A 26,320-nucleotide genomic window follows, 5' to 3' on the forward strand; every position below is an offset into this window, starting at 1 on the left:
TGCACCAATGTCGTCTGTGCCACCGTCTTCGCGAGCAAGCCCGCTCCCACAGGTTCCGGGCGGTTCTTGTGGGAGCGAGCCTGCTCGCGATTCGATTTTGAATGAAACGAGGAGACTCGGGATGAAAACCCTCTGGCAGAACTGCCACGCCGCCACCATGGCCCAGGGCGTCTACTCGATCATCGAAGACGCCGCCATTGTCACCCAGGGCGAACATATCCAATGGATCGGCCCCCGTGCCCAGTTGCCGGCCGGCGACTACCCGGCAGTCCACGACCTCAAGGGCGCCTGGGTCACGCCGGGACTGATCGACTGCCACACCCACACGGTGTTCGGCGGCAATCGCAGCGGTGAGTTCGAGCAGCGCCTGCAAGGTGTCAGCTACGCCGAAATTGCGGCCGCCGGCGGGGGCATCGCCAGCACCGTGCGCGCTACCCGCGCCGCCAGCGAAGACGAGCTGTTCGCCAGCGCCGCCAGACGCCTGAAGAGCCTGATGCACGATGGCGTAACCACCGTAGAAATCAAGTCCGGCTACGGTTTGAACCTGGTCAATGAGCGCAAGATGTTGCGGGTGATCCGCCGCCTCGGCGCCGAGCTGCCGGTCAGCGTACGCAGCACTTGCCTGGCGGCTCATGCGTTGCCGCCGGAATACAACGAGCGCGCCGACGATTACATCGAACATATCTGCACCGAGATGCTCCCGGCCCTGGCGGCCGAGGGGCTGGTGGACGCTGTAGATGCTTTTTGTGAGTACCTGGCGTTCTCCCCGGCACAGGTCGAGCGAGTATTCGTCACCGCGCAACGACTGGGCCTACCGGTGAAGCTGCACGCCGAGCAACTGTCGTCGCTGCATGGCTCAAGCCTGGCCGCCCGTTATCAGGCGCTGTCTGCCGATCATCTGGAATTCATGACCGAGGATGACGTCCAGGCCATGGCAGAAGCCGGCACGGTGGCCGTGTTATTGCCGGGGGCGTTTTATTTCCTGCGCGAAACCCAACTGCCGCCGATGGACGCCTTGCGCAAGCACGGCGTGAAAATCGCCGTGGCCAGCGACCTCAACCCCGGCACCTCGCCGGCGCTGTCGTTGCGCTTGATGCTGAACATGGCCTGCACTTGTTTGCGCATGACCCCGGAAGAAGCCCTCGCCGGGGTGACGATTCATGCCGCGCAGGCCTTGGGCATGGCCCGGACCCACGGTTCGCTGGAGGCCGGCAAGGTGGCGGACTTCGTTGCCTGGCACATCGACCGCCCCGCCGACCTTGCGTACTGGCTCGGCGGCGAACTGGAAAAACGCGTCGTGCGTCACGGCGTTGAACTCGATTGAGGAGAACGGTTTTGGAAAAGGTCCTGAATTTCAAGCAAGGGCGCGTGCCGCTGCTGATCAGCATGCCTCACGCGGGCCTGCGCCTGACTCCGGCGGTACAGGCCGGGTTGATTCCCGAGGCCCAGAGCCTGCCGGACACCGACTGGCACATCCCCCGGCTCTATGACTTCGCCGCCGAGCTGGGTGCCAGTACGTTGTCCGCCGAGTATTCCCGGTTCGTCGTCGACCTGAACCGCCCATCGGACGACAAGCCGATGTACGTCGGCGCCACCACCGGTCTGTACCCGGCGACCCTTTTCAACGGCGTGCCGTTGTTTCGCGAAGGGCTGGAACCGTCAGCCGAAGAGCGGGCGACCTATTTGCAGCAGATCTGGATGCCATATCACCAGGCCTTGCAACAGGAACTGGCGCGACTCAGGGCCGAGTTCGGCTATGCGTTGCTGTTCGATGCCCACTCGATCCGCTCGGTGATCCCCCATCTGTTCGAGGGCAAGCTGCCGGACTTCAACCTCGGTACCTTCAACGGCGCCGCCTGCGACCCGTTGCTTGCCGGCCAGCTCGAAGCTATCTGCGCCCGCCACGACGCGTACACCCACGTGCTCAATGGACGGTTCAAGGGCGGACACATCACGCGGCATTACGGCAACCCCGCCGAACACATCCATGCGGTGCAACTGGAACTGTGCCAGAGCACCTACATGGAAGAGTTCGAACCGTTCAACTACCGGCCCGACCTGGCTGAGCCGACCCAGGTGGTGCTCAGGGAACTGCTTGAGGGCTTGTTGGCGTGGGGATGCCAGGCTTACAAGCGCTAACCCGTGGGGGCAGGGCTTGCTCTCCCATGCCTTACCCCTCGACATGTTTTGACTGCCAGGGGACATGCTCATTAAGGTGATTCGGGTTTATGATGCCGGACGGCAGACTAAATAGAAGTCCCCACAGGGATGAATCGACCCCTTACGGAGCGCGCAATGCAGACTTTGTACCCGCAGATCAAACCCTATGCCCGGCACGATCTGGCTGTCGATGACACGCATACGCTCTATGTCGACGAAAGCGGTTCACCGGAAGGTCTTCCGGTGGTGTTCATCCATGGCGGCCCGGGGTCGGGTTGCGATGCGCAGAGCCGTTGCTACTTCGATCCGAACCTTTACCGCATCGTCACCTTCGACCAGCGTGGTTGTGGTCGCTCCACTCCCCATGCCAGCCTGGAAAACAATACGACCTGGGACCTGGTCGAAGACCTGGAGCGCATCCGTAAGCATCTGGGCATCGATAAATGGGTGCTGTTCGGCGGCTCCTGGGGCTCGACCCTGGCCCTGGCCTACGCCCAGACCCATCCGGAACGGGTACACGGCCTGATATTGCGTGGGATCTTTCTCTGCCGTCCGCAGGAAATCGAATGGTTCTATCAGGCCGGCGCCAGCCGCCTGTTTCCCGATTACTGGCAGGACTACATCGCGCCCATTCCCCCGGAGGAGCGCGACGACCTGCTCAGCGCCTTCCACAAACGCCTGACCGGTAACGATCAGATCGCCCAGATGCACGCGGCCAAGGCCTGGTCCATCTGGGAGGGCCGGACGGCGACCCTGCGCCCGAACCCGCTGGTGGTCGACCGTTTCTCCGAACCGCAGCGGGCGTTGTCGATCGCCCGTATCGAATGTCACTACTTCACCAATAACGCGTTCCTCGAGCCCAACCAGCTGATTCGCGACATGGGCAAGATCGCCCATTTGCCAGGGATCATCGTGCACGGTCGCTACGACGTGATCTGCCCGCTGGACAACGCCTGGGAACTGCACCAGAACTGGCCCAACAGCGAGCTCCAGGTCATCCGCGATGCCGGCCATGCCGCTTCGGAGCCGGGCATTACCGATGCGTTGGTGCGCGCCGCCGCGCAGATGGCCCGGCGCCTGCTCGACCTGCCGCCCGAAGAAGCATGAAGGGCCTGTTGCAACGGGTTCGCGGCGCCCGGGTCGAGGTCGGGGCAGAGGTCGTGGGCGCCGTGGATCAGGGCTTGCTGGTGCTGGTGGCGGTCGAGCCCGAGGACACCCGTGTCAGCGCCGACAAGCTTTTGCACAAGCTGCTCAATTATCGGGTGTTCAGTGATGCCGAAGGCAAAATGAACCTGTCCCTGGCGGACGTCGGTGGCGGGTTGCTGCTGGTTTCACAGTTCACCCTGGCGGCGGACACCAAAAGCGGCTTGCGGCCGAGTTTTTCGACGGCTGCACCGCCAGCCTTGGGCGAAGAGTTGTTCAACTATCTCGTCACCCAGGCGAAACAGGTGCATAGCATTGTGGCATCAGGTAGATTCGGCGCCGACATGCAAGTGCATCTGGTCAATGATGGCCCGGTAACCTTTTTGTTACAGGTCTGAAAGCGTTTGAAACACCTTTTCGGTCCGATTTCGAGGCTAAACAGGGAGTTTTCTCGATAAATACTTTGTTGCCCCTGATGCGTTGTCACGCGGCCTGCTAGATAATCGCGCGCTACGGGGGATCGGCGTTCGCCGGTCCATTTGACTTAGGTAGAGACTTGTCCTGGACCGTTTGGGGAATCATTTTGTCCCATCGGAGTCGGAACAATGCTCGCCAACTTGGCAAGAGTGCTTCGCAAGGTCGGTTTTTCAATGCCGTTACCAAGCGGATACCTTAACTGGCCGTTGGTTTTTTGATCTGTTTTCGGCGAGGGTTGCTCGTGATTGTTAGTCCCTGTAATGCACCAAAAATGTCTGCCAAACGGTTTAGAAACGCTCTGGTAGCGGGTTCTGCCCTGTTGTGCCTGCTCGGCGCGGGCCAACTGTGGGCATTCAGCCTGGATGATGTATCGGCGAAGGCTCAGGAACTGGCCGGGCAAAAATTCGAAGTCCCGCGCAGCAACCTGCCAAACGAATTTCGCGATATGAAGTTCGCCGACTATCAGAAAATCCGTTTCCGCACCGAAAAAGCTGAGTGGGCTGACCAAAAGACACCATTCAGGCTGTCGTTCTATCACCAGGGCATGCATTTCGACACACCGGTGAAAATCAACGAGATCACCGCGACTAACGTCGAAGAGATCAAGTATGACCCGACGCGCTTCGATTTCGGTGACGTGCAGTTCGATCCAAAGGCCACCGAACAGCTGGGCTACGCGGGTTTCCGCGTGCTGTACCCCATCAACAAGGCCGACAAGCAAGACGAAATCATGACCATGCTGGGCGCGAGCTATTTCCGCGTCATTGGCAAGGGCCAGACTTATGGCTTGTCCGCTCGTGGCATGGCCATCGACACCGCCTTGCCATCCGGCGAGGAATTCCCGCGTTTCCGTGAGTTCTGGATCCAGCGTCCGAAACCGACCGACAAGCACCTGGTGATCTTTGCCCTGCTGGACTCGCCACGGGCCACCGGCGCCTATCGCCTGACCCTGCGTCCAGGCACCGATACCGTGGTCGATGTGAAGGCACGGATGTTCCTGCGTGATCGTGTCAGCAAGCTGGGCGTTGCCCCGCTCACGAGCATGTTCCTGTTCGGCGCCAACCAGCCGTCCAAGGTGCTCAATTATCGCCGCGAGCTGCACGACTCCAATGGCCTGTCGATCCATGCCGGCAACGGCGAATGGATCTGGCGTCCGCTGAACAACCCGAAACACTTGGCCGTGAGCAACTTCTCGGTAGAAAACCCGCGTGGTTTCGGCCTGCTGCAACGTGGCCGCGACTTCAGCCAATACGAAGACCTGGACGATCGCTACGACAAGCGTCCGAGCGCCTGGATCGAACCCAAAGGCGACTGGGGCAAGGGCACTGTGGATCTGGTAGAGATTCCGACCGCCGATGAAACCAACGACAACATCGTTGCCTTCTGGAGTCCGGAAAAACTGCCTGAGCCTGGTCAGCCGCTGGACTTCTCCTACCGCCTGCACTGGACCCTCGACGAGGCCAGCCTGCATTCGCCGGACAGCGCCTGGGTCAAGCAGACCCTGCGTTCCACCGGTGACGTGAAACAGTCCAACCTGATCCGCCAGCCGGACGGCAGTGTGGCCTACCTGGTGGATTTCGAAGGGCCTTCCCTGCAAGCGCTGCCGGAAGATGCAGAAGTGCGCAGCCAGGTGAGCGTCGGCGACAACGCCGAGGTCGTCGAGAACAACGTTCGCTACAACCCTGAAACCAAGGGCTGGCGCCTGACCTTGCGCCTGAAGGTCAAGGATCCTAAACAGGCTACCGAAATGCGTGCGGCGCTGGTCCGTCCGCTGACGCCTGTCGAAGCCCCTGCCGCGTCGCATGCCGTGACTACGACCCTTGCCAAGGCAGACAAGGTCGCCAAGCAGCAGAGCGAAAAAGAGAAAGAAAAAGAGCAGCAGCAAGCCAAAGAAGAAGCCAAGGCCGTCAAGGCGTCCACCGCCGTAGAGGCGACCCCAACCCCGCAGGAACCGGAACCGACTGAACAAGTCCTGACCGAAACCTGGAGCTATCAGTTGCCAGCCGATGAGTAATACGCCAGTACAGCCAGAGACGCTCAGCGAATACCTGGCCCATTTGCCAATGACCGACGAGCAGCGCGCCGAGCTGGCGGGCTGCTCATCCTTCAGCGAACTGCACCAGCGGCTTTCGTCCTCGACCTTCGATGAGCCCGGCGAAGCGGCGCAGGCTTCAGTGGGGCGTCGTCTGACCTTGAGCACAGCCGAAGAGCTGGAGGACGCCGAAATGCTGGCGCTCGACGCCAGTGGTCGGGTGTGCCTGAAGGCGACACCACCAATTCGACGGACCAAAGTCGTGCCGGAGCCCTGGCGTACCAATATCCTGGTGCGTGCGTGGCGGCGTATTACCGGCCGTACCAACCCGCCGAAGCCACCGAAGGACGCCCGCGTGCTGCCCGAGGCGCGCTGGCGTACCGTGGGCTCGACACGGCGCTACATCCTGTTGCTGCTGATGCTCGGCCAGACCATTGTCGCCGGTTGGTACATGAAAGGCATCATGCCGTATCAGGGCTGGTCGCTCGTGGACCTGGACGAAGTCCTGCACCAGCCGTTGTCGCAAACCGCCACGCAAGTGCTGCCGTATGCGCTGCAGACCAGCATCCTGATCCTGTTCGGTATCCTGTTCTGCTGGGTATCGGCCGGTTTCTGGACCGCCCTGATGGGCTTCCTGGAACTGCTCACCGGACGCGACAAGTACCGTATCTCCGGGGCCAGCGCCGGCAACGAGCCGATCCCCAAGGACGCCCGTACCGCGCTGGTCATGCCGATCTGCAACGAAGATGTGCCTCGGGTGTTTGCCGGTTTGCGGGCAACCTTCGAGTCGGTAGCCGCCACTGGCGACCTGGATCGTTTCGATTTCTTCGTGCTCAGCGACAGTAACGAAACCGACATCTGCGTGGCCGAGCAGCAAGCCTGGCTGGACGTCTGCCGCGAGGCTGGCGGCTTCGGCAAGATCTTCTACCGTCGTCGCCGTCGTCGCGTGAAGCGCAAGAGCGGTAACCTCGACGATTTCTGCCGTCGTTGGGGCAGCGATTACAAGTACATGGTCGTGCTTGATGCCGACAGCGTCATGAGCGGCGAATGCCTGACCAGCCTGGTGCGCCTGATGGAAGCCACGCCGGACGCCGGCATCATCCAGACCGCGCCGAAGGCTTCGGGCATGGACACGCTGTATGCGCGCATGCAGCAATTCGCGACACGGGTCTACGGTCCGCTGTTCACCGCCGGCCTGCACTTCTGGCAGTTGGGCGAATCCCATTACTGGGGACACAATGCGATCATCCGCATGAAGCCCTTCATCGAGCATTGCGCCCTGGCGCCATTGCCCGGCAAAGGTGCCTTCGCCGGTGCGATCCTGTCCCACGACTTCGTCGAAGCAGCACTGATGCGCCGTGCCGGCTGGGGCGTGTGGATTGCCTATGACCTGCCGGGCAGCTATGAGGAATTGCCGCCGAACCTGCTGGACGAACTCAAGCGTGACCGTCGCTGGTGCCACGGCAACCTGATGAACTTCCGGCTCTTCCTGGTCAAGGGCATGCACCCGGTACACCGTGCGGTGTTCCTGACCGGGGTGATGTCCTACCTGTCGGCGCCACTGTGGTTCTTCTTCCTGGTGTTGTCCACCGCGCTGCTGGCGGTCAATACGCTGATGGAGCCGCAGTACTTCCTCGAACCGCGCCAGTTGTATCCGCTATGGCCGCAATGGCATCCGGAGAAGGCCATCGCGCTGTTCTCGACGACCATCGTGCTGCTGTTCCTGCCCAAGCTGCTCAGTGTCGTGCTGATCTGGGCCAAGGGTGCGAAGGAGTTCGGTGGCAAGTTCAAGGTGACGCTGTCGATGTTGCTGGAGATGCTGTTCTCCATGCTGCTGGCACCGGTCCGGATGATCTTCCACACCCGTTTCGTATTGGCCGCGTTCCTCGGCTGGGCCGCCACCTGGAACTCGCCGAAACGTGACGACGACTCGACGCCCTGGAGCGAAGCGGTCAAGCGCCACGGTCCGCAGACCTTGCTGGGCTTCCTCTGGGCGTTGCTGGTGATCTGGCTGAACCCCAGCTTCCTGTGGTGGCTGGTGCCGATCGTCGGCTCGCTGATGCTGTCGATCCCGGTCTCGGTGATCTCCAGCCGCGTGGGCCTGGGCTTGAAGTCGCGCGATGAAAGCCTGTTCCTGATCCCGGAGGAGTACGCTCCGCCGCAGGAACTGTTGTCGACCGACCAGTATGCCCATGAGAACCGCTGGCATGCGCTGAACGACGGTTTCATTCGGGCGGTCGTCGACCCACAGCAAAACGCCTTGGCGTATGCCTTGGCCACATCGCGGCACGGCAAGGCCGAGCCGATCGAATGGCTGCGGGGCGAACGCGTTCGCCATGCCTTGAAGGTTGGTCCGGCCGGCCTCAGCAATGCCGAGCGCCTGGCGCTGTTGAGCGACCCGGTGGCCCTGTCCCGCCTGCATGAGCAGGTCTGGAGCGAGAGCCATCCCGAGTGGCTGGCAGCGTGGCGTGAGTCGGTCAATGCCGATCCTCATGCGCCGTTGCTACCGCTTCAGCCGGTCAGTGCCCAGCCTCAACTGGCCTGATGCACAAAAAGCCCCGCTTCTGAAAGGAAGCGGGGCTTTTTGTTGGGTCCAGGATTTGGAGCGCACCGGTGGATGTGGCGAGGGAAACCATCCCTTCGCCAAATCCGCACCTGGCTTCCCCTGGCCAGTCAGACTATGGTCGAGGGTCGACGCTATCCAGCGCCCGGTTTGCCAGCAAACTACCGAGCTCGATCAGTTGCTGGATGCCCAAGGCAACATGGCATTCACCATACATCCCTGTGGGAGCGGGCTTGCTCGCGAAAGCGGTGGGTCGGTTTGCGGGGGATGTTGGATGTGCCGGCATCTTCACGGGCGAGCACGCTTCCCATAGGAGGAACCGGGCAAGGGCGCCCAGGACGGGCGCCTCGCTACGAGGGGATCAGACCTTGAATCTCCCCACCAGCGTCTGCAAGTGCACGCCCAATCGCGCCAGTTCGGCACTGGAGGCAGCAGTTTCTTCGCTGGACGATGCCGTTTGCTCCGAGACATCGCGCACGTTGAGCACGCTGCGGTTGATCTCCTCGGCCACGGCGCTCTGCTGCTCGGCGGCGGCAGCGATCTGCTGGTTCATCGACTGGATGGCCGAGACCGTGCGGGTAATGTTTTCCAGGGAACCGCCGGCGCGGCGGGTCAGTTCGACGCTGCTGTCGGTCAGGCTGCGGCTGTTGTCCATGATGGTCGCGACCTGCTCGGTGCCGTTCTGCAGCCCCAGGATCAGCTCTTCGATTTCCTCGGTGGACTTCTGGGTGCGCTGGGCCAGGCTGCGGACTTCATCGGCGACCACTGCGAAACCACGTCCGGCTTCACCGGCGCGGGCGGCCTCGATGGCGGCGTTGAGCGCCAGCAGGTTGGTCTGCTGGGCCACGGACTTGATCACGTCCAGCACGCTGCCGATCTTGTCGCTTTCGCGCTTCAAGTCGCCCATGGCGGCGGTGGAGTTGCCGACTTCCAGCGCCAGACGCTCGATCTGGGCGATGGCTTCGCCCACCACCTTGTCGCCTTCACGAGCCTGCTGGTCGGCGGCGACGGCAGCCTCCGAGGCTTCCTCGGCGTTGCGTGCCACTTCCTGCACCGTGGCGGTCATTTCGTGCATGGCGGTGGCAACCTGATCGGTCTCCACTTTCTGGCTGTTGACGCCGGCACTGGTTTGCTCGGTCACGGCCGAAAGCTGTTCGGCGGCGCTGGCGATCTGAGTGACGCCTTCGCCGATGCCCCCGATCAGTTGCCGAAGGCCCACGGTCATGCTTTGCATGGCCCGTTGCAGCTGGCCGAGTTCGTCGCGGCGATCGGAGGTGAGGTTGTGGGTCAGGTCACCGGCGGCCACGCGTTCGGCCACCGTCAGCGTCTGGGCCAGCGGGCCGACGATCTGCCGGGTAATGAAGGTGGCGGCAATCACCCCGAACAGCAACGCCAACGCGGCAGCGGCAATCAGGACGGTCTTGGCCTGGGCCGCGTCGTGGTCACGCACGGCGGTCTGGGATACGGTCAGTTTCTGGCTGGCGTCGATCAACACCTGGCCTTGCTCGGTCATGCGCTGTTGCGCGGCGGCGTTGTCGATCTGCGAGTCGCGGAACTGGGCCACGGCCGCGCGATAGAGATTGAACGAGTCGTTGGCCTGCTGCAGGTTGGCGGCGTGTTCGGCTGGCAACTGATCGGGCAGGCGTGCAAGCAACTTCAGGACGTTATCGATGGCGTCGAGGGCAGGTTGCTGGGCATCGCTCTTGCCACTGTAGGTGTAGCCGCGAACCTGGTAGCGCGCTTGCTGGATCGCTTTGCTCAGGGTGACCACGCTATTGAACTGAGTGACATCGCCAGCTTGCAGCGCCGCTTTCTCCACTTCGGCGACGCGGGCCACGGCGTTGTCGGCGCTGGCGCCCAGCTTGCTGCGTGCATCTTCACGGTTGACGGTGGCGCGGGTCATCAGGGCAAAGGCGCCCTTGTATTCGGCGACGGCGGCCAGTTGCTTGTCGATCAGCGCCACATCGGCCGGTTGTTCGATCAACTGGCGGGCGGTATTGAGCCCGGCTTCCAGCTTGCCAAGCAGGTCGTTGACCTGCTGCGGCCCTTTCTCGCCCCGTGTGGTGTTGTAGTCGATGCTCGCCAGGTTCAGGTCCTTGCTCAAGTCGTTGAGACTGGCAATGAACCCCAGCTTGTCGCCTCGGCTGATGACATTGCCCAGGCTGCTCCAGCCGGTGAAGGCAATCATCAACGTGAGGAACAGCACCAGGCCAAAGCCTGCGCCGAGTTTGCGATTAACGCTTACATTTCCAAGCCATCGGAACATGCTGTCACTCCCCTGGAGCATCGAATTGGTTTTATGGGGACTGTATCGGCGGTTCGGGAGGGATCTGTAGAAATGAACTGAAGATCGTGAAACGGGGGGTCAGAACAGCCGAGCGAGCAGCGCCGTGACCGCCGTCTCGACCCGCAGGATTCGCTCGCCCAACTGCACCGGTTGCAGGCCGGCCTTGGCCAGCAGGTCGACTTCGTAGGGGATCCAGCCGCCTTCCGGGCCGATCGCCAGGGTGATGGGTTCTGCCAGCGCCCGGGGGCAGGGGGGGTAGTTACCCGGATGACCGACCAGGCCCAGGGTGCCATTGGTCAGGGCCGGCAGGCGGTCTTCGACGAAGGGCTTGAAGCGTTTCTCGATGATGACTTCAGGCAGCACGCTGTCCCTGGCCTGCTCCAGGCCGAGGATCAGCTGTTCGCGAATGGCCTCCGGCTCCAGGAACGGGGTCTGCCAGAAGCTTTTTTCCACCCGATAGCTGTTGACCAGGATCACCCGTGGCACGCCCATGGTGGCGACGGTCTGGAATACCCGCCGGAGCATCTTCGGGCGCGGCAGTGCCAGTACCAGCGTCAGTGGCAGCTTGGCCGGTGGCGGCTGGTCCAGAGTGACTTGCAGCTCAGCCTCGCGGGCTTCCAGGCGCAGCACCTGGGCGGAGCCCATCAACCCTCCGATGCGCCCGACCCGTAGGCTGTCGCCAACGGCACTGCGATGGACTTCCTGCATGTGGGTCAATCGACGGTCGCGCAGGACGACCCGGTCCGGCCCGATGAAGTCGGCCTCTTCGAGCAGCAGCAGGTTCACGCTTGGGTCGCTGGCGGCTGGTCGTTATGGTCGTCGGCCGATTGTTCGTCCGCCTCGTCGTCCGGATGCTCGCTGCGCTTGCGCACCAGACCACCGAACAGCACGCCGACCTCGAACAGCAGCCACATCGGGACCGCCAGGAGGGTCTGGGAGAAGATGTCCGGTGGCGTCAGGATCATGCCGACCACGAAGCAGCCGATGATCACGTACGGACGGATCTTCTTCAGGTACGCCACGTCCACCACGCCGATCCAGACCAGCAGCACCACCGCCACGGGAATTTCGAACGCCACGCCGAAGGCGAAGAACAGCGTCATGACGAAATCCAGGTAGCTGGTGATGTCGGTCATCATCTCGACGCCGGACGGGGTCGCGGCGGCGAAGAACTTGAAGATCAGCGGGAACACCAGGAAGTAGGCGAAGGCCATCCCGGTGTAGAACAGCAGGATGCTGGACACCAGCAGCGGTACGGCGATGCGTTTTTCGTGCTTGTACAGGCCTGGCGCAATGAAGCCCCAGATCTGATGCAGGATCACGGGAATCGCCAGGAACAGCGAGACCATCATCGTCAGTTTCAACGGCGTCAGGAACGGCGACGACACGTCGGTGGCGATCATCGTCGCGCCTTCCGGCAGGTACTGGCGCAGCGGCGTGGAGACGAAGGTGTAGATCTGCTGGGTAAAGGCAAACAGCCCGGCGAAGATGATGAATACCGCCGCGACACAGCGCAGCAGGCGGGTGCGCAACTCGGTGAGGTGCGATACCAGCGGCATTGGCTGGTCGTTCTCTGGGATATCGCTCATGGGGCTCGCGGCGGCAAAGTAGGGTCGTTGGGAGCGGCGGACGCTGGCACCGTCGGGGCAGGTTCCGTCGATCTTGCGGGCTCGGCCACTGCCGGCGCGGTGTCACCCACCTGGGGCTGGGCCTGGGGTGCGTTCGCCGGCTCGACTGCCGGCTGGACCGGCGTTGGCTCCTGCTGGGTCGGTGTGAAGATCTTCCGCGCTTCCTGCTCGAGGGACAGAATGTGTTCGTTGTGAAGCTGCCGACGGATGTCGTCGGCACCGATTTCACGCTCAACTTCCTGTTTGATCGCATTGAAGCTGCGCTTCAGGCGGCCGATCCACAGGCCGGCGGTGCGCGCAGCACCCGGCAGGCGCTCGGGGCCCAGCACCAGCAGGGCGACGAGGCCGACGAGCAGCAGTTCAGTGAAGCTGATCCCAAACATTAGTCAGTGCTCACGAGTCTTTGCGGGTCGGCTCTTCGACTTTCTGTGCCTGCACATCGATGGTGTGTGGCGCATTCACCGGCTGGGCCGCCTGGGGGTGTACCGGCTGGGTCGGCTGCACGGGTTGGGCGGGAGCGGCTGTCGGGTCGGCCGGTTTCTCGTCATCGTTCATGGCCTTGCGAAAGCCCTTGATCGACTCACCGACATCGGTGCCGAGGTTCTTCAGTTTCTTGGTGCCGAACACCAGCACCACGACGACCAGGATGACGAGCCAGTGTTTCCAGTCAAAAATACCCATGTGGCTATTCCTCTCAAAAGTTGATCAGGCGGACGGGCGCGAGGCTTTCTCGACATGCCCGGACAGACCGAAGCGACGGTCCAGTTCATCCAGTACGGCCTGCGGGTGCTGCCCCAGTTGGGCCAGCATGACCAGGCTGTGGAACCACAGGTCGGCGGTCTCGTAGATCACATCGCTGCAGTCGCCGCTGATGGCGGCGTCCTTGGCGGCGATGATGGTTTCGACCGATTCCTCGCCGACTTTTTCCAGAATCTTGTTCAGGCCCTTGTGGTACAGGCTGGCGACATAGGAGCTCTCGGCGGCGGCGCCTTTGCGCTCTTCCAGCACCTGGGCCAGGCGGGTCAGGGTGTCACTCATGGGTATGTCCTGAATAAATGGCGTGCGGGTCCTTGAGCACCGGGTCGACGGTTTTCCAGTCGCCGTTCTCGAAGACGCGATAGAAGCAGCTTTGACGGCCGGTGTGGCAGGCAATCTCGCCGACCTGTTCGACCATCAGGATGATGACGTCGCCGTCGCAGTCCAGGCGCATTTCGTGCAAATGCTGCACATGGCCGGATTCTTCACCCTTGCGCCACAGCTTGCCACGGGAACGTGACCAATAGATGGCGCGGTTCTCGGCAGCGGTCAGGGCCAGTGCTTCGCGATTCATCCAGGCCATCATCAGCACGCGCCCGGTCTTGTGATCCTGGGCGATGGCCGGCACCAGACCGTCAGCGTCCCATTTGATCTCGTCCTGCCAGTTTTTCATCTTCGACTCCGACCATGGGCCTCGCGCTTCAAGATGGCGGGCCCAACGTTGAAACAGTGTGCCAGTGCGAGCGGGTGCTGGCTATCGGCGAACGACCAGATACAAACCGACCGCCACCATGATAATCGCGGGCCAATGCCCCAATTCGTTCAATGGCCCCCCAGCGGCTACTGCCGCGCCGCCGCCCAGATGAGCGGCGCCGAGCAGGCGCAGGAACCAGTCGTCCTTGCGCTGTTTCCACGGCGGTGACGGGTCCTGGGCATGGGGCTGGGACATGCGTTCGAGCAGGTCGCGGGTCATGTTGGCCAGGTGCGGGATCTGTTCGAACTGGCTCTGTACGTTGCCCAGCAAGGCTTTGGGGCTGACGCGCTCGCGCATCCAGCGTTCCAGGAAAGGCTGGGCGGTGTTCCACAGGTCCAGGTCCGGGTACAACTGACGACCGAGCCCTTCGATGTTCAGGAGGGTTTTCTGCAACAGTACCAGCTGCGGCTGGACCTCCATGTTGAAGCGACGCGCGGTCTGGAACAGGCGCATCAGCACCTGGCCGAAGGAAATATCTTTTAACGGTTTTTCGAAGATCGGTTCGCACACGGTGCGGATCGCCGCTTCGAATTCGTTGAGCTTGGTCTCGGCCGGCACCCAGCCGGAGTCGATGTGCAATTGCGCGACACGGCGGTAGTCACGCTTGAAGAACGCAAACAGGTTGCGGGCCAGGTAGTCCTGGTCTTCGGGAGTCAGGCTGCCGACGATGCCGCAGTCGATGGCAATGTACTGCGGGCTCCAGGGCTGCACGGTGCTGACAAAGATGTTGCCCGGGTGCATGTCGGCATGGAAGAAGCTGTCACGAAACACCTGGGTGAAGAAAATCTCCACGCCGCGCTCGGCCAGCAGCTTCATGTCGGTGCGCTGGTCGGCCAGGGTGGCCAGGTCGGTGACCTGGATGCCGTAGATGCGCTCCATCACCAGCACTTTCGGCCGGCACCAGTCCCAGTAGACTTGCGGCACATAGAGCATGGGCGAGCCTTCGAAGTTGCGGCGTAACTGGCTGGCGTTGGCCGCCTCACGCAACAGGTCGAGTTCGTCGTAGATGGTTTTCTCGTAGTCCGTGACCACGTCCACCGGATGCAGCAGCCGTGCATCGGCCGATAGCCGCTCGGCGGCGCGGGCGAGGATGAACAGCCATGCCAGGTCTTGGGCGATCACCGGCTTGAGGCCTGGCCGGATGACCTTGACCACGACCTCTTCGCCGCTCTTGAGCTGGGCGGCATGGACCTGGGCCACCGACGCCGAGGCCAGCGGTTCGACGTCGAAGCGGCTGAAGACCTCGCTGATCTTCTTGCCCAGTTGCTCCTCGATCAGCGCCACCGACAGTTTGGAATCGAACGGCGGTACGCGGTCCTGCAACAGCATCAACTCGTCGGCGATGTCTTCGGGCAACAGGTCGCGCCGGGTGGAAAGGATCTGGCCGAACTTGATGAAGATCGGCCCCAGGTCCTGCAAGGCCAGGCGCAGGCGTGCGCCGCGGCTCAGGTCCAGCGTTCGACGAGGGAACCAGCGCCAGGGCAGCACGAAACGCAGTGCCAGCAGAAACCAGGGCAATGGCAGGGCGAACAGCAGGTCATCGAGGCGGTAGCGGATCACGACGCGCTGGATGCGCAACAGACGGCGGACGGCAAGCAGCTTCATGCGTTATCGCTTGGTTTCAAGGGATCGGGAAAGGCGCTCGAAGCGCGCCTCGAGTCGTTCCAGATCGAGTTTGATCCGGTCCAGTTCACTAAAACGAGCTTCGGCTTCGCGTTTGCCCACGAGCGTACGCGATTCTTCGGCCAGGTATTCACTCAAATTCTGTCCCAGGCTGGCAAACCCCTGCCGGTACCAGCGCGTGCGGCTGCGCAGATGACCACTGAGCAACTGGGTGGCCACTGGGCCGAGCCAGCGGGAGAGCTCATATTCCCAGTCCAGTTCCAGATCCTGGAGAATCGCCGCTAGCTCCAGCAGCACGCCGCTGTCGCCGTCCAGTTCCACATCGGGACTGTGCAGCACCGCTGTCTTGTCCTTGCTCAAAGCCAGATTCAGCAGGCTCGATGCCGGGGCGCGCAGCGTGCAGTCCGCTTCGGCTTCCCAGTGGGCGGCGAGCATCAGGCCCTCGTCACTGGGCAGGATGAACAGTCGCAGGGCCGGGCTGCGGCAATCCACGGCAATCACTTTGCCGCTCAGGTGCGTCAGGCGCGCCAGCGCCGTGCTGTCCAGGCGCAATACCCGGTTGATGCCGAGTTCGACACTGGCGAGCAGGCCGGTGAGCAGCATCAGGGCTTGATACCGCGGTGCAGGGCCACGATGCCCGAGGTCATGTTGTGGTAGGTCACACGGTCGAAACCGGCCTCGACCATCATCGACTTCAGGGTTTCCTGGTCCGGGTGCATGCGGATCGATTCGGCCAGGTAGCGATAGCTGTCCGCATCGTTGGTGATCAGTTTGCCCATCAACGGCATGAAGGCGAACGAATAGGCATCGTAGGCCTTGGACATCAGCGCATTGGTCGGCTTGGAGAACTCCAGCACCAACAGGCGGCCACCGGGCTTGAGCACACGCAGCATCGAGCGCAGGGCGTCCTCCTTATGGGTGACGTTGCGCAGGCCGAAGGCGATGGTCACGCAGTCGAAATGGTTGTCGGGGAACGGCAGCTTCTCGGCGTCGGCCTGGACGAACTCGACATTGCCGGCCACACCCAGGTCCAGCAGGCGGTCACGGCCGACCTTGAGCATGGACTCGTTGATGTCGGCGAGTACCACCTGGCCGGTCGGCCCGACGATGTGGGAGAATTTTTTCGTCAGGTCGCCCGTGCCGCCGGCGATGTCCAGCACGCGATTGCCGCTGCGCACGCCCGACAACTCGATCGCGAAACGCTTCCACAGACGATGCATGCCACCCGAGAGCAGGTCGTTCATCAAGTCATATTTGGCGGCTACCGAGTGGAAAACCTCAGCGACTTTTTCCGCCTTCTGGCTTTCCGGCACGTTCTTGAAGCCGAAGTGAGTGGTGGGTTCGGCATCGCTGCCTTTGCGCTGATCAGTCATATCGCTGTCACCAAAAAAGAATGCGGGACATTCTAATCCCCGGTGAAGGGCTTTGTCTTGGCAAGGCTGAAGGTAAGATGGACCACCGCCGGGACGTTTTGACGCAGTCCCGGTAATTGCGGATATATCAGGAGTCAGCAGATGGCCAGAATCAGTGTTGAGCGTGCCCACGACCTGGGCAAGGAAGCGGCCCGCGCGAAGGCCGACCAGTTGGCGCAGAAATTATCCGACAGCTACGGCCTGAAGCCGCGGTGGTCTGGCGACACGCTTGAGTTCAAGGGCTCCGGAGTCGAAGGCCAGGTGGAGGTCGGCGAGGACTTGATTCGCGTCGATGTGAAGCTGGGCCTGCTGATGTCGGCCATGAGCGGCATGATCAAGACGGAAATCGAAAAGGCGCTGGACAAGGCGCTGGCCTGATCGATCGAAGGGCTTGTCGCTGTCTTGAGTTTTCCACTGGACCTTGTGGGAGCCGGCTTGCTCGCGAAGGCGCCGGATCAGTCGGCATCGACATTGAATGATCCACCGCATTCGCGAGCAAGCCCGCTCCCACCGGATATCATTGCACCCGGGAACTGCGTCAGTTGTTAGGGTGTTGTTTCTAAAAATTCTCACTACTTTGTGCCTGAGCCCGTCCGTGTGCGGGCAGTTCCTCCCATCTGTCTTCCCGTGAGGTGCACCATGGCCAAAGTTATTCTGAAGAAAAAAACCGACGTTGAATCCTCCACGCTGAGCGACGTGAAAACCTACGCGCGCAAGATCTGGCTGGCTGGCCTGGGCGCCTATGTCAAGGTGGGCCAGGAAGGCAGCGAGTACTTCCAGGAGCTGGTCAAAGCGGGTGAAGTTGTTGAAACCAAAGGCAAAAAGAAAATTTCCGGCAAACTTGAAGCGGCCAACAGCGAACTGATCGAGGCCAAGGCCGAGGTCAGCACTTTCAAGTCCAGGGTCGAATCACAACTCGATAAAGTCGAGAAGGTATTCGACGCCCGTGTTGCAAGTGCCTTGAATCGTATCGGCATTCCGTCTAAACATGACGTTGAGGCACTCTCTGCCAAGCTCGATGAGCTGACGGCATTGCTCGAACGTGTGGCGCGTAAACATTAAGGAGAACGGGATGGCTGGCAAAAAAAGCACCGAAAAAGAAAGCAGCTCGTGGGCCGGGAAGATTGAAAAATATTCCCGCAAAATCTGGCTTGCTGGTTTAGGCGTGTACTCGAAGATCGACACTGACGGCAGCAAACTCTTCGAGTCCCTGGTTAAGGACGGCGAGAAGGCCGAAAAACTCACCAAAACGGCAGTGGCCAAGCAAGTCGATGCTGCCAAGGACACTGCCGGGTCTGCCAAGTCGCGAATGAGCGGCGTGAAGGAAAGTGCGTTGGGCAAGTGGGGCGAACTGGAAGGGGCTTTCGACAAGCGCCTCAACAGTGCTATCTCTCGCCTGGGCGTGCCCAGCAGCAGTGAAGTCAAGGCGCTGCACAGCAAGGTCGACGCATTGACCAAGCAGATCGAAAAACTCACCGGGGCCAAGGTCACACCGGTGGCGGCCAAGACGGCAGCGGCCAAACCGGCCACCAAGACGGCAGCCAAGCCACTGGTTAAAGCCGCGGCAAAAACCGCTGCTAAACCTGCGGTGAAGGCAGCGGCCAAGCCAGCGGCAAAAACCGCCGCGGCCAAGCCTGCAGCCAAAGCGGCGGCCAAGCCGGTAGCAGCAGCCAAGGCAGCTGCGAAACCTGCCGCCAAGGCAGCCGCGAAACCAGCGGCGAAAACCGCTGCGGCGAAACCTGCAGCGGCCAAACCGGCAGCAAAACCAGCGGCCAAGCCAGCCGCCAAACCTGCCGCCGCGAAAAAACCTGCCGTGAAGAAAGCGGCCACGCCAAAGGCACCGGCGGCAGCGGCCAAACCGGCGACCCCGACGAGCACAGCGAGTGTAGCGAGTACGGCAAACTCCGCCTCGGCTCCGACCCCGGTTGCCACCCCGACTCCAGCGCCGGTTCCATCGACGCCAACCAGTCAGTCCTGATTTTTCAGGGCACACAAGAAAACGCCCGGCCTGTGAAGGTCGGGCGTTTTTGTTCGTGATGCGTGTCCCTGTGGAAGCGAGCCTGCTCGCTCCTACAGGGACTACTCGTCGTCTTCGAGATAGCGCAACGCCAGCCGCTCGGTCGCCACCTTGGCCGCGAGTGGCAGATGCGGAGCCACCAGCATCATGATCTGGTAGACCACCAGCCGGACGTCGGCCTCGCGGTCCAGAACCCGTTGATAGTCCAGCGAGAACAGCAACGTCAGAGTGATCTGCTCCACCAGTTGCCCCAGGGCCTGGGTATCGCTGACCAGCAGTCCACGCGCCTTGAGCTGCGCCAGCAGCGAGGCCAGGGTACGTTTCAGAGCGTTGAGCAATTGGCGGATGCCCTTGGCCAGTTTCGGCAGGCGTCCGGCCAGGTTCGATAAGTCCTGGAACAGGAACCGGTACTGGGCCAGGCGCTCGACGATCAGGTGCAGGAACAGCCAGTAATCCTCCGGCGCCAGATGCGCATCGGCGGGCGGGTCCAGCAGTGGCGACAGCTCGCTCTGGAATCGCTCGAACAACGCGAGAACCAGCGGCTCCTTGCCATGAAAGTGGTAGTAGAGGTTACCCGGGCTGATGCCCATTTCATTGGCGATTTCCAGGGTGGAAACGTTTGGCTCGCCCTTGTCGTTGAACAACTGCAGGGCACACTCAAGAATACGGTCGCGGGTTTTCATCCGATCTTCTTAATGATAGAGACGTGCCACGGTCCTTTCCCCGCCCAGGGCGAGAGGTCAGCGCACACGCACATAGGTGCCGGGCGCCGCTTCCATGGGCGGATAGTTCGCGCTGCCCAGGCTTGTCAGGGTTTCGTTCCGAGCACCGGAGCGCTCCTGAATCCAGCCCAGCCATTGCGGCCACCAACTGCCCTCGACGTGTTTTGCATCGTAGTACCAGGCCCGTGGATCGCCGCTCAGTTTCGGGTTTTCGATGTAGGTGGCCTTGGGGTTGCCCGGCGGGTTGATGATGCTCTGGATATGGCCGCTGTTGGACAGCACGAAGCGTCGGTCACCCCCCAACAGAAGCGTCGAGCGATACACCGCGTCCCAGGGCGTGATGTGGTCGTTGATACCGGCCACGCTGAAGCTGTCCACGGTGACCTTTTGCAGGTCGATCGGCGTGCCGCACACTTCCAGCCCGCCGGGGTGAGTCAATGGGTTGTGCTTGAAGAAATCCAGCAGGTCGCCGTGATAGGCCGCCGGCAGCCGCGTGGAGTCGTTATTCCAGTAGAGGATGTCGAAAGCCGGTGGCTCCTTGCCCAGCAGGTAATTGTTGATGAAGTAGTTCCAGATCAGGTCGTTGGGCCGCATCCAGGCGAAAACCCTGGCCATTTCGCGGCCATCGAGAATGCCTTTCTGGTAGGAGCGGCGCTTGGCGGCTTCGAGGGTCTGTTCGTCGATGAACAGCGTGGCCGGACTGTCGATCTCACTGTCCAGCAGGCTCACCAGGTAGGTGGCGCTGGCGACCCGACGCAGTTGGCGCTTGGCCTGGAGAACGCCTTGCAGGGCCGCAATGATCAGCCCACCGGCACAAGCTCCCATCAGGTTGACATCGCGTGAGCCGGTGATCGCCCGGCAGGCGTTCATGGCTTCTTCCGTTGCCTCGACGTAGCTGGACAGGCCCCATTCGCGGTGGCGCACATCGGGGTTGCGCCAGCTGATGATGAACACCTGCAAATCGTTTTTCAGGGCGTATTGAACCAGGCTATTGGAAGGGCTCAGGTCGAAGACATAGAACTTGTTGATTTGCGGTGGCACGATCAGCAACGGCTTGGCGTATTGCTTTTCGCTCATGGACTTGTATTGGATCAATTCCAGAAACTCGTTGCGAAACACCACCGCGCCAGGCGAGGTCGCCAGGTTTCTGCCGACCTCGAACGCCTGGGGCGTGACCTGTCGTGGCAGGCCATCGTTGTGCAACAGGTCATCCACCAGATGGCTGACGCCGCGAACCAGACTGTTGCCGCCCGTATTGAAGAATTCCTTGATGGCCAGCGGATTGAGCAGGGTATTGGAGGGCGAAACGGCGTCATTGAGCAGGGCGAAGGCGAAGTGAGCGCGAGCACGATCATCGGGGCTCATGTCGCATTCGTCGATCCAGCACTTCACCTGTTTCTGCCAGCTCAGGTAGGCCTGGAGGCTGCGACGATAAAACGGATTCAATTGCCAGGTCGGATCGGCGAAGCGCTTATCGTTGGGGCTGGTGGGGTGCAGGGTCTCGCCCAACAACACACGCCCCAACTGGCTGCCCAGTTTCAATGCATGACGGGCGCTGTGCACCGGGTTGCGCAGGCCGTGGGCGGCTACGCTGCGCAAGGTAGACAGCAGATCCCTGCCTCGCAGGCCAGTGACCGCACTTTGTGCGTTCATGAAGTGGGCAGGGGTGGGCATTGAACCTTTCGCTGGCTTGTCGCGCATGAGTCAACTCCTTTAAACCCTAAAAACAAACACACCGAACCAGACAACATAGTCGCTGTTTCGGAAGTTGCGCGTTCCGGCTTCCTGCCGGGCGCGACGAGCGGCGTCAACCGCTACCCCGCGCGGAGGGATGCGGGTGCATGACCGCCCGCTGACGTTCTTCCTGCAGGAATTTCATGATGATGGGCGCCACGGCCTCGGCGCGGGTAATCAGGAACAGGTGCCCGTCATCGATGATGTGCAATTGGGAATTGGGGATACGCCAGGCCAGCAGGCGCATGTTGATCAGCGGAATCAGCGGATCGTCGTCGCCGGCCAGGATCAGGGTCGGCTGATGGATCTTGTGCAGCCAGTGGATGCTGGTCCAGCCCAGCCCCGCGAACAGTTGCCAGTAATAACCGAGCTTGCCGGCCGAGCGTACCCGGGCCGCATGGCTGGTCGCCAGGTTCGGGTCGCGACGGAACGAGCCGCCGTAGATCAGTGGAGCGATGCGCAGTACGTGCGATGGCTGAACATAGCGACGAGGGCTCGCCATCATCCACAGCACCTTGGGTTTGCCCGGCACCATTACCGCGCCGGCGGCGGTAGCGGCCAATATCAACTTCTTGCAGCGTTCCGGGTAGTCGTGGGCGAACTGCTGGGCCAGGGCGCCGCCCCAGGACACGCCGACCACGCTGACCTGCCCGTAGTCGAGATAATCGAGCATCCGTGCGGCAAGCTTTGCCAGCCCGGGAAAACGATAGGGCCGGCTGGGCGTCGACGAGCCGCCAACGCCGGGCACGTCGAAGGCGATGACCTCCAGGTCCGGGTCCAGGGCCTCGATGAACGGAAATACCAGCTCCAGGTTGGCGCCGATACCGTTGAAGATCAGCAGAGGCGTCAAGTGAGGCTTGCCGGGACGTACCGCGGTGCGCAGGGTCTGGCCATCCAGATCGACGGTACGAAAGATGTACGGTTGCGGCATGCTTCAAGCCCTGTGGGTCATGTCTGGGATACCTGTGTTCGGTCTGAAAGACCGAGTCGCTGCCTTCGCGAGCAAGCCCGCTCCCACAACGGGTTGGTGTGAGCCTGGCCTCCCGGTTCACATCGATCCGACTGTGGGAGCGGGCTTGCTCGCGAAGAGGGCCTTGCATTCAATCTCAATGTCGGCTGCGGGAGTACTTTCGTGAGCAAGCCCACCCCCGCGCCAGACGAGCAGCAGCCCTCACCGCTCATGCACATAAGTACCCGGCGCCGCCTCGCCCGCCACATAGGTCTTGTTGCCCAGCACGGTCGGGGCCTTTTTCAGCTTGCCCGAGCGCTCGGCTTGCCAGGCTTGCCAGTGCAGCCACCAGGAGTCGGTATGCTTGGTGGAGTTTTCCTGCCAATCCTCGGGGTTGGCCGGCAGGTCTTCGCCGGTCATGTAGCGTGACTTGGGATTGCCCGGTGGGTTGAGAATGCTCTGGATATGACCGCTGCTCGACAGCACGAAGTCCACTTTGCCGCCAAACAGCTGTGCCGACTTGTAGCAGGACTTCCAGGGGGTAATGTGGTCGTTGGTGCCGGCCAGGGCAAAGATGTCGCAGGTGACCTGCTTGAGGTCAATCGGCGTGCCGCACACTTCAAGCGCGTTGGGGCGAGTCAACGGGTTGGTCTTGAACATTTCGATAAGGTCGCCGTGGAATGCCGCCGGTAGCCTCGTGGTGTCGTTGTTCCAGAACAGGATATCGAATACCGGCGGTTCGTTGCCCAGCAGGTAGTTGTTGACCCAATAGTTCCAGATCAGGTCGTTGGGCCGCATCCAGGCGAAGACCTTGGCCATGTCGCGGCCTTCGAGCACGCCGGCCTGATAGGAATGACGCTTGGCGGTCTCCAGGGTCTGTTCGTCGACGAACAGCGCTACGTCGGTGTCCAGCGTGGTGTCGAGCACGCTCACCAGCAGGGTCAGGGCGTTGACTTTTTTCTCGCCGAGGGCGGCGTAGTGGCCCAGCAGCGCGGTGCAGGTGATGCCACCCGAGCACGCGCCGAGCATGTTCACATCCTTGCTGCCGGTGATGGCCGTGACCACATCCACCGCTTCCTTGAGCGCCTCGATGTAGGTCGACAGGCCCCACTCGCGCTGTTCCTTGGTGGGGTTGCGCCAACTGACGATGAAAGTCTGCACGTTGCTGCGCAGGCAGAAGCGGGCCAGGCTCTTGTCCGGGCTCAGGTCGAAAACGTAGAACTTGTTGATCTGTGGCGGCACCACCAGCAGCGGTCGTTCGTGGACCTGCTCGGTGATGGGCCGGTACTGGATCAGCTCCAGCACGTCGTTGCGAAACACCACGGCGCCTTCGGTCACGCCCAGGCTTTTGCCCACTTCGAATGCGCCCATATCGACCTGGCTCGGCATTCCGCCGTTGTGCACCAAGTCCTTGGCCAGGTGGGACAGGCCATCGAGCAGGCTCTTGCCACCGGTTTCGAAGAAACGCTTGACGGCCGCCGGGTTGGCCGCGGTATTGGTCGGCGCCATCGCTTCGGTCATGAGGTTGATGACGAAGTGCCCGCGGCTGATGTCCTGGGGCGGGAGATTGCTTTCATCGATCCAGGCGTGCAGCTCCTTGCGCCACGCCAGGTAGGTTTGCAGATAACGCTTGTAGAGAGGGTTCTGGCTCCAGGCCGGATCGGTGAAGCGGCGGTCGTCGCTCGAAGGCTGCAGTTCGGATTTACCGAACAGGACTTTCTTGAGTTCGACGCCAAAATGGGCAACGTGCCTGGCACTGTGCAGCGGTTGCTTGAGGGTCTGGGTCAGCACCATTCGGGCAGAGGCCAGCAGGTCTTTCCTGCGCAAGCCGACGACGGGGTTCAAGCCAAGGGTATTCTCCGAAGCCTGGTTCTTCAGGTCATCGTTGTTCTTGTTGCTCATCTACGACGCTCCATTGTCAGACGAGTACCCGGACCATGCCGTAAAGCCACACAGCCAATACCAGGTACGCTGCTCGGGTGACCGTTAATTCCGCATCGAGATCAATGAGGAAACATGTGCAAAGAAACTCCCCGGTTCCTTTGCAGGGAACTTGCCAGCTCCATTGGTTACCCGAGTTTAATTTTTTTCGCAAGCAGGCCAGTCATTGACGCTGCTGCGCGGGCATTGAAGCAGATGAGTCTAGAAAATTCGCCCTAAAGCGCCAGCCCTTGAGCTAGAGCATCAGCTTGACGACGGACTCGTTGGGATCGCGGGTTTTACCGGCGGCCTTGAGCTCGGCGAGATAATCGTTCCACAGGTCTTCCTGACGCACCGCCAACTGGTACAGATAGTCCCAGGTGAACAGTCCGCTGTCATGGCCGTCGTCGAAGGTCAGTTTCAGTGCGTATTGGCCGGCCGGTTCGATCTTGGTCAGGCCGACGCCAAGCTTGCCGTATTGCAGGATGGGTTTGCCGTGGCCCTGGACCTCGGCGGAAGGCGAGTGCACTCGCAGGAATTCGGCGGGCAGGTGGTACTCCTCGTCCGGCGCGTACTTCAGCGTCAGGGTCCTGGAGGCCTTGTGCAGGTTGATGGCGGTGGGGAGTTTGGTCATGGCCTGTGATCCGTAGGGTATGGCGCGTCCACTTGTCTCCCTGTGGGAGCACGACTTGCCGGCGATGGCGTACTGACAGACGCCATCGCCGGCAAGCCGTGCCCCCACAGAGAAGACGCCGGGTTACAGGATATACCGCGACAGGTCTTCGTTCTGCGCCAATTCACCCAGGTGGCTGTTGACGTACTCGGCGTCGATCCGGATCGGCGTTTCGCTGTGGGCGCTGGCCAGGTCGCCGGCGCTGAACGAGACTTCCTCGAGCAGGCGTTCGAGCAGCGTGTGCAGGCGACGAGCACCGATGTTCTCGGTCTTCTCGTTGACCTGCCAGGCAATCTGCGCCAGACGCTTGATACCTTCCGGTGCAAACTCGATGTCCAGGCCTTCGGTCTTGAGCAGTGCACAGTACTGTTCGGTCAGCGACGCATGGGGCTCGCTCAGGATGCGTTCGAAGTCTTCCGGAGACAGCGCCTTGAGTTCGACACGGATCGGCAGGCGGCCTTGCAGCTCCGGTACCAGGTCGCTCGGCTTGCTCAGGTGGAACGCGCCGGAGGCGATGAACAGGATGTGATCGGTCTTGACCATGCCCAGCTTGGTGTTGACCGTGCAGCCTTCGATCAATGGCAGCAGGTCGCGTTGCACGCCCTCGCGGGATACATCGGCTCCGCCGACGTTGCCACGCTTGGCAACCTTGTCGATTTCGTCGATGAACACGATGCCGTGCTGTTCGACCGCTTCCAGGGCCTTGGCCTTCAACTCTTCTTCATTGACCAGGCGGCTGGCTTCTTCATCGCGCACCAGTTTCAGCGCTTCCTTGACCTTGAGCTTGCGGCTTTTCTTCTTGCCCTTGCCCATATTGGCGAACAGGTTTTGCAGCTGGTTGGTCATTTCTTCCATGCCCGGCGGCGCGGAGATGTCGACGCCGGTCATCTCGGCCACTTCGATCTCGATTTCCTTGTCGTCCAATTGCCCTTCGCGCAGGCGCTTGCGGAACAACTGGCGGGTGTTGGAATCCTGGGTCGCGGCGGTATCGGCGTTGAAACCCATGCGCGCCGGAGGCAGCAGCGCGTCGAGGATGCGCTCTTCGGCGGCGTCTTCGGCGCGGTGGCGTACCTTGGTGATTTCCTGCTCGCGCAGCAACTTGATGGCGGCGTCGGCCAGGTCGCGGATGATCGACTCGACGTCACGGCCGACATAGCCGACTTCGGTGAACTTGGTGGCTTCGACCTTGATGAACGGCGCGTTGGCAAGCTTGGCCAGGCGACGGGCGATTTCGGTCTTGCCGACGCCGGTCGGGCCGATCATCAGGATGTTTTTGGGGGTTACTTCGACGCGCAACTCTTCGGGCAATTGCATCCGGCGCCAGCGGTTACGCAGGGCAATGGCGACGGCGCGCTTGGCATCGTCCTGGCCGATGATGTGGCGGTTGAGTTCGTGGACGATTTCGCGGGGAGTCATGGACATAATAATTGGCGGTCCTCAAACAAGAATGAGCCGTGGCGCTGGGCCTGG

At 61.7% G+C, this 26,320-nt stretch carries 24 protein-coding genes and 2 pseudogenes; 9 read left to right on the forward strand and 17 right to left on the reverse strand.

What is annotated here, in order from left to right; all coding sequences use genetic code 11:
* Window positions 1-121 precede the first annotated feature (121 nt).
* The 6 genes from hutI to mdoH all read left to right on the forward strand — a co-directional run bounded on the left by hutI (window position 122) and on the right by mdoH (window position 8,357).
* Window positions 122-1,324 (forward strand): imidazolonepropionase, encoded by a 1,203-nt coding sequence (hutI, locus tag LCU97_RS15835; RefSeq protein WP_232777128.1) that lies wholly within the window; start codon window positions 122-124, stop codon window positions 1,322-1,324.
* 11 nt (window positions 1,325-1,335) lie between these two features.
* Window positions 1,336-2,139, forward strand: coding sequence for an N-formylglutamate deformylase (hutG, locus tag LCU97_RS15840; RefSeq protein WP_232777129.1), 804 nt, complete (start codon window positions 1,336-1,338; stop codon window positions 2,137-2,139).
* 156 nt (window positions 2,140-2,295) lie between these two features.
* A complete protein-coding gene (gene pip, locus LCU97_RS15845) occupies window positions 2,296-3,267 on the forward strand; it encodes a prolyl aminopeptidase (RefSeq protein WP_053147792.1) in 972 nt (323 codons plus the stop codon).
* Window positions 3,264-3,701: a D-aminoacyl-tRNA deacylase gene (dtd, locus tag LCU97_RS15850; RefSeq protein WP_232777131.1), complete on the forward strand. Its 438-nt coding sequence runs from the start codon at window positions 3,264-3,266 to the stop codon at window positions 3,699-3,701. The genes pip and dtd overlap by 4 nt, the downstream gene beginning before the upstream one ends.
* A gap of 350 nt (window positions 3,702-4,051) precedes the next feature.
* Window positions 4,052-5,794, forward strand: a complete 1,743-nt coding sequence (locus tag LCU97_RS15855; protein WP_172679589.1) for a glucan biosynthesis protein G — start codon at window positions 4,052-4,054, stop codon at window positions 5,792-5,794.
* Entirely contained in the window at window positions 5,787-8,357 is a 2,571-nt protein-coding gene (gene mdoH, locus LCU97_RS15860; RefSeq protein ID WP_232777133.1) for a glucans biosynthesis glucosyltransferase MdoH, read from the forward strand. The genes LCU97_RS15855 and mdoH overlap by 8 nt, the downstream gene beginning before the upstream one ends.
* A 133-nt stretch (window positions 8,358-8,490) precedes the next feature.
* Here the strand turns inward: mdoH and LCU97_RS26865 are convergent.
* The 11 genes and pseudogenes from LCU97_RS26865 to ubiE form a co-directional block, all read right to left on the reverse strand.
* Window positions 8,491-8,577, reverse strand: a pseudogene (locus LCU97_RS26865) (DUF6124 family protein); the annotation flags it as partial.
* Between the two features lie 159 nt (window positions 8,578-8,736).
* Complete coding sequence (locus LCU97_RS15865) at window positions 8,737-10,641, reverse strand: methyl-accepting chemotaxis protein (protein WP_072397957.1); 1,905 nt, start codon at window positions 10,639-10,641, stop codon at window positions 8,737-8,739.
* 99 nt (window positions 10,642-10,740) lie between these two features.
* On the reverse strand, window positions 10,741-11,448 hold the full coding sequence (locus LCU97_RS15870) for a 16S rRNA (uracil(1498)-N(3))-methyltransferase (RefSeq protein WP_053147782.1): 708 nt from the start codon (window positions 11,446-11,448) through the stop codon (window positions 10,741-10,743).
* Window positions 11,445-12,251, reverse strand: coding sequence for a twin-arginine translocase subunit TatC (gene tatC / locus LCU97_RS15875; protein ID WP_072397959.1), 807 nt, complete (start codon window positions 12,249-12,251; stop codon window positions 11,445-11,447). The genes LCU97_RS15870 and tatC overlap by 4 nt, the downstream gene beginning before the upstream one ends.
* Entirely contained in the window at window positions 12,248-12,673 is a 426-nt protein-coding gene (gene tatB, locus LCU97_RS15880; RefSeq protein ID WP_053147778.1) for a Sec-independent protein translocase protein TatB, read from the reverse strand. The genes tatC and tatB overlap by 4 nt, the downstream gene beginning before the upstream one ends.
* 10 nt (window positions 12,674-12,683) lie before the next feature.
* Complete coding sequence (locus LCU97_RS15885) at window positions 12,684-12,971, reverse strand: twin-arginine translocase TatA/TatE family subunit (protein ID WP_053147776.1); 288 nt, start codon at window positions 12,969-12,971, stop codon at window positions 12,684-12,686.
* 24 nt (window positions 12,972-12,995) lie between these two features.
* Entirely contained in the window at window positions 12,996-13,328 is a 333-nt protein-coding gene (locus LCU97_RS15890; protein WP_053147774.1) for a phosphoribosyl-ATP diphosphatase, read from the reverse strand.
* A complete protein-coding gene (hisI, locus tag LCU97_RS15895) occupies window positions 13,321-13,719 on the reverse strand; it encodes a phosphoribosyl-AMP cyclohydrolase (protein WP_003196931.1) in 399 nt (132 codons plus the stop codon). The genes LCU97_RS15890 and hisI overlap by 8 nt, the downstream gene beginning before the upstream one ends.
* A gap of 81 nt (window positions 13,720-13,800) precedes the next feature.
* Window positions 13,801-15,405: a ubiquinone biosynthesis regulatory protein kinase UbiB gene (gene ubiB, locus LCU97_RS15900; protein ID WP_053147770.1), complete on the reverse strand. Its 1,605-nt coding sequence runs from the start codon at window positions 15,403-15,405 to the stop codon at window positions 13,801-13,803.
* Window positions 15,402-16,026: pseudogene (locus tag LCU97_RS15905) on the reverse strand (ubiquinone biosynthesis accessory factor UbiJ). The gene ubiB and the pseudogene LCU97_RS15905 overlap by 4 nt, the downstream one beginning before the upstream one ends.
* Complete coding sequence (ubiE, locus tag LCU97_RS15910) at window positions 16,026-16,796, reverse strand: bifunctional demethylmenaquinone methyltransferase/2-methoxy-6-polyprenyl-1,4-benzoquinol methylase UbiE (RefSeq protein ID WP_053147769.1); 771 nt, start codon at window positions 16,794-16,796, stop codon at window positions 16,026-16,028. Before ubiE ends, LCU97_RS15905 begins: the two are co-directional and overlap by 1 nt.
* Window positions 16,797-16,937: 141 nt before the next feature.
* On the opposite strand from ubiE, the gene LCU97_RS15915 reads away from it, so the two are divergent.
* The 3 genes from LCU97_RS15915 (at window position 16,938) to LCU97_RS15925 (ending at window position 18,813) form a co-directional block, all read left to right on the forward strand.
* Window positions 16,938-17,213, forward strand: a complete 276-nt coding sequence (locus tag LCU97_RS15915; RefSeq protein WP_232777135.1) for a polyhydroxyalkanoic acid system family protein — start codon at window positions 16,938-16,940, stop codon at window positions 17,211-17,213.
* A gap of 261 nt (window positions 17,214-17,474) precedes the next feature.
* Complete coding sequence (locus LCU97_RS15920; protein WP_053147766.1) at window positions 17,475-17,897, forward strand: phasin family protein; 423 nt, start codon at window positions 17,475-17,477, stop codon at window positions 17,895-17,897.
* A 10-nt stretch (window positions 17,898-17,907) separates the two neighbouring features.
* On the forward strand, window positions 17,908-18,813 hold the full coding sequence (locus LCU97_RS15925) for a phasin family protein (RefSeq protein WP_232777137.1): 906 nt from the start codon (window positions 17,908-17,910) through the stop codon (window positions 18,811-18,813).
* Window positions 18,814-18,914: 101 nt separating this feature from the next.
* On the opposite strand, the gene LCU97_RS15930 is transcribed toward LCU97_RS15925, so the two are convergent.
* The 6 genes from LCU97_RS15930 to hslU form a co-directional block, all read right to left on the reverse strand.
* The gene (locus tag LCU97_RS15930; RefSeq protein ID WP_053147763.1) at window positions 18,915-19,535 is read right to left on the reverse strand and encodes a TetR/AcrR family transcriptional regulator; all 621 of its coding nucleotides are present in this window, start codon (window positions 19,533-19,535) and stop codon (window positions 18,915-18,917) included.
* A gap of 57 nt (window positions 19,536-19,592) precedes the next feature.
* Window positions 19,593-21,275, reverse strand: a complete 1,683-nt coding sequence (gene phaC / locus LCU97_RS15935) for a class II poly(R)-hydroxyalkanoic acid synthase (protein ID WP_053147762.1) — start codon at window positions 21,273-21,275, stop codon at window positions 19,593-19,595.
* A 106-nt stretch (window positions 21,276-21,381) separates the two neighbouring features.
* The gene (gene phaZ, locus LCU97_RS15940; protein ID WP_053147760.1) at window positions 21,382-22,239 is read right to left on the reverse strand and encodes a poly(3-hydroxyalkanoate) depolymerase; all 858 of its coding nucleotides are present in this window, start codon (window positions 22,237-22,239) and stop codon (window positions 21,382-21,384) included.
* A 240-nt stretch (window positions 22,240-22,479) separates the two neighbouring features.
* Complete coding sequence (gene phaC / locus LCU97_RS15945; protein ID WP_053147757.1) at window positions 22,480-24,159, reverse strand: class II poly(R)-hydroxyalkanoic acid synthase; 1,680 nt, start codon at window positions 24,157-24,159, stop codon at window positions 22,480-22,482.
* Between the two features lie 274 nt (window positions 24,160-24,433).
* Window positions 24,434-24,811, reverse strand: coding sequence for a gamma-butyrobetaine hydroxylase-like domain-containing protein (locus LCU97_RS15950; protein WP_053147756.1), 378 nt, complete (start codon window positions 24,809-24,811; stop codon window positions 24,434-24,436).
* A 123-nt stretch (window positions 24,812-24,934) separates the two neighbouring features.
* Window positions 24,935-26,272, reverse strand: coding sequence for an ATP-dependent protease ATPase subunit HslU (gene hslU, locus LCU97_RS15955; protein WP_232777139.1), 1,338 nt, complete (start codon window positions 26,270-26,272; stop codon window positions 24,935-24,937).
* Window positions 26,273-26,320 lie beyond the last annotated feature (48 nt).

Source organism: Pseudomonas uvaldensis, from assembly GCF_021271205.1.
In the GTDB taxonomy this organism is placed as follows: domain Bacteria; phylum Pseudomonadota; class Gammaproteobacteria; order Pseudomonadales; family Pseudomonadaceae; genus Aquipseudomonas; species Aquipseudomonas uvaldensis.

Coding starts and splice junctions, on each gene's coding strand:
- hutI (WP_232777128.1), top strand. CDS start 122: ATGAAAACCCTCTGGCAGAACTGCCACGCCGCCACCATGGCCCAGGGC.
- pip (WP_053147792.1), top strand. CDS start 2,296: ATGCAGACTTTGTACCCGCAGATCAAACCCTATGCCCGGCACGATCTG.
- dtd (WP_232777131.1), top strand. CDS start 3,264: ATGAAGGGCCTGTTGCAACGGGTTCGCGGCGCCCGGGTCGAGGTCGGG.
- LCU97_RS15855 (WP_172679589.1), top strand. CDS start 4,052: ATGTCTGCCAAACGGTTTAGAAACGCTCTGGTAGCGGGTTCTGCCCTG.
- mdoH (WP_232777133.1), top strand. CDS start 5,787: ATGAGTAATACGCCAGTACAGCCAGAGACGCTCAGCGAATACCTGGCC.
- LCU97_RS15865 (WP_072397957.1), bottom strand. CDS start 10,641: ATGTTCCGATGGCTTGGAAATGTAAGCGTTAATCGCAAACTCGGCGCA.
- tatC (WP_072397959.1), bottom strand. CDS start 12,251: ATGAGCGATATCCCAGAGAACGACCAGCCAATGCCGCTGGTATCGCAC.
- tatB (WP_053147778.1), bottom strand. CDS start 12,673: ATGTTTGGGATCAGCTTCACTGAACTGCTGCTCGTCGGCCTCGTCGCC.
- LCU97_RS15885 (WP_053147776.1), bottom strand. CDS start 12,971: ATGGGTATTTTTGACTGGAAACACTGGCTCGTCATCCTGGTCGTCGTG.
- LCU97_RS15890 (WP_053147774.1), bottom strand. CDS start 13,328: ATGAGTGACACCCTGACCCGCCTGGCCCAGGTGCTGGAAGAGCGCAAA.
- hisI (WP_003196931.1), bottom strand. CDS start 13,719: ATGAAAAACTGGCAGGACGAGATCAAATGGGACGCTGACGGTCTGGTG.
- ubiB (WP_053147770.1), bottom strand. CDS start 15,405: ATGAAGCTGCTTGCCGTCCGCCGTCTGTTGCGCATCCAGCGCGTCGTG.
- ubiE (WP_053147769.1), bottom strand. CDS start 16,796: ATGACTGATCAGCGCAAAGGCAGCGATGCCGAACCCACCACTCACTTC.
- LCU97_RS15915 (WP_232777135.1), top strand. CDS start 16,938: ATGGCCAGAATCAGTGTTGAGCGTGCCCACGACCTGGGCAAGGAAGCG.
- LCU97_RS15920 (WP_053147766.1), top strand. CDS start 17,475: ATGGCCAAAGTTATTCTGAAGAAAAAAACCGACGTTGAATCCTCCACG.
- LCU97_RS15925 (WP_232777137.1), top strand. CDS start 17,908: ATGGCTGGCAAAAAAAGCACCGAAAAAGAAAGCAGCTCGTGGGCCGGG.
- LCU97_RS15930 (WP_053147763.1), bottom strand. CDS start 19,535: ATGAAAACCCGCGACCGTATTCTTGAGTGTGCCCTGCAGTTGTTCAAC.
- phaC (WP_053147762.1), bottom strand. CDS start 21,275: ATGCGCGACAAGCCAGCGAAAGGTTCAATGCCCACCCCTGCCCACTTC.
- phaZ (WP_053147760.1), bottom strand. CDS start 22,239: ATGCCGCAACCGTACATCTTTCGTACCGTCGATCTGGATGGCCAGACC.
- phaC (WP_053147757.1), bottom strand. CDS start 24,159: ATGAGCAACAAGAACAACGATGACCTGAAGAACCAGGCTTCGGAGAAT.
- LCU97_RS15950 (WP_053147756.1), bottom strand. CDS start 24,811: ATGACCAAACTCCCCACCGCCATCAACCTGCACAAGGCCTCCAGGACC.
- hslU (WP_232777139.1), bottom strand. CDS start 26,272: ATGTCCATGACTCCCCGCGAAATCGTCCACGAACTCAACCGCCACATC.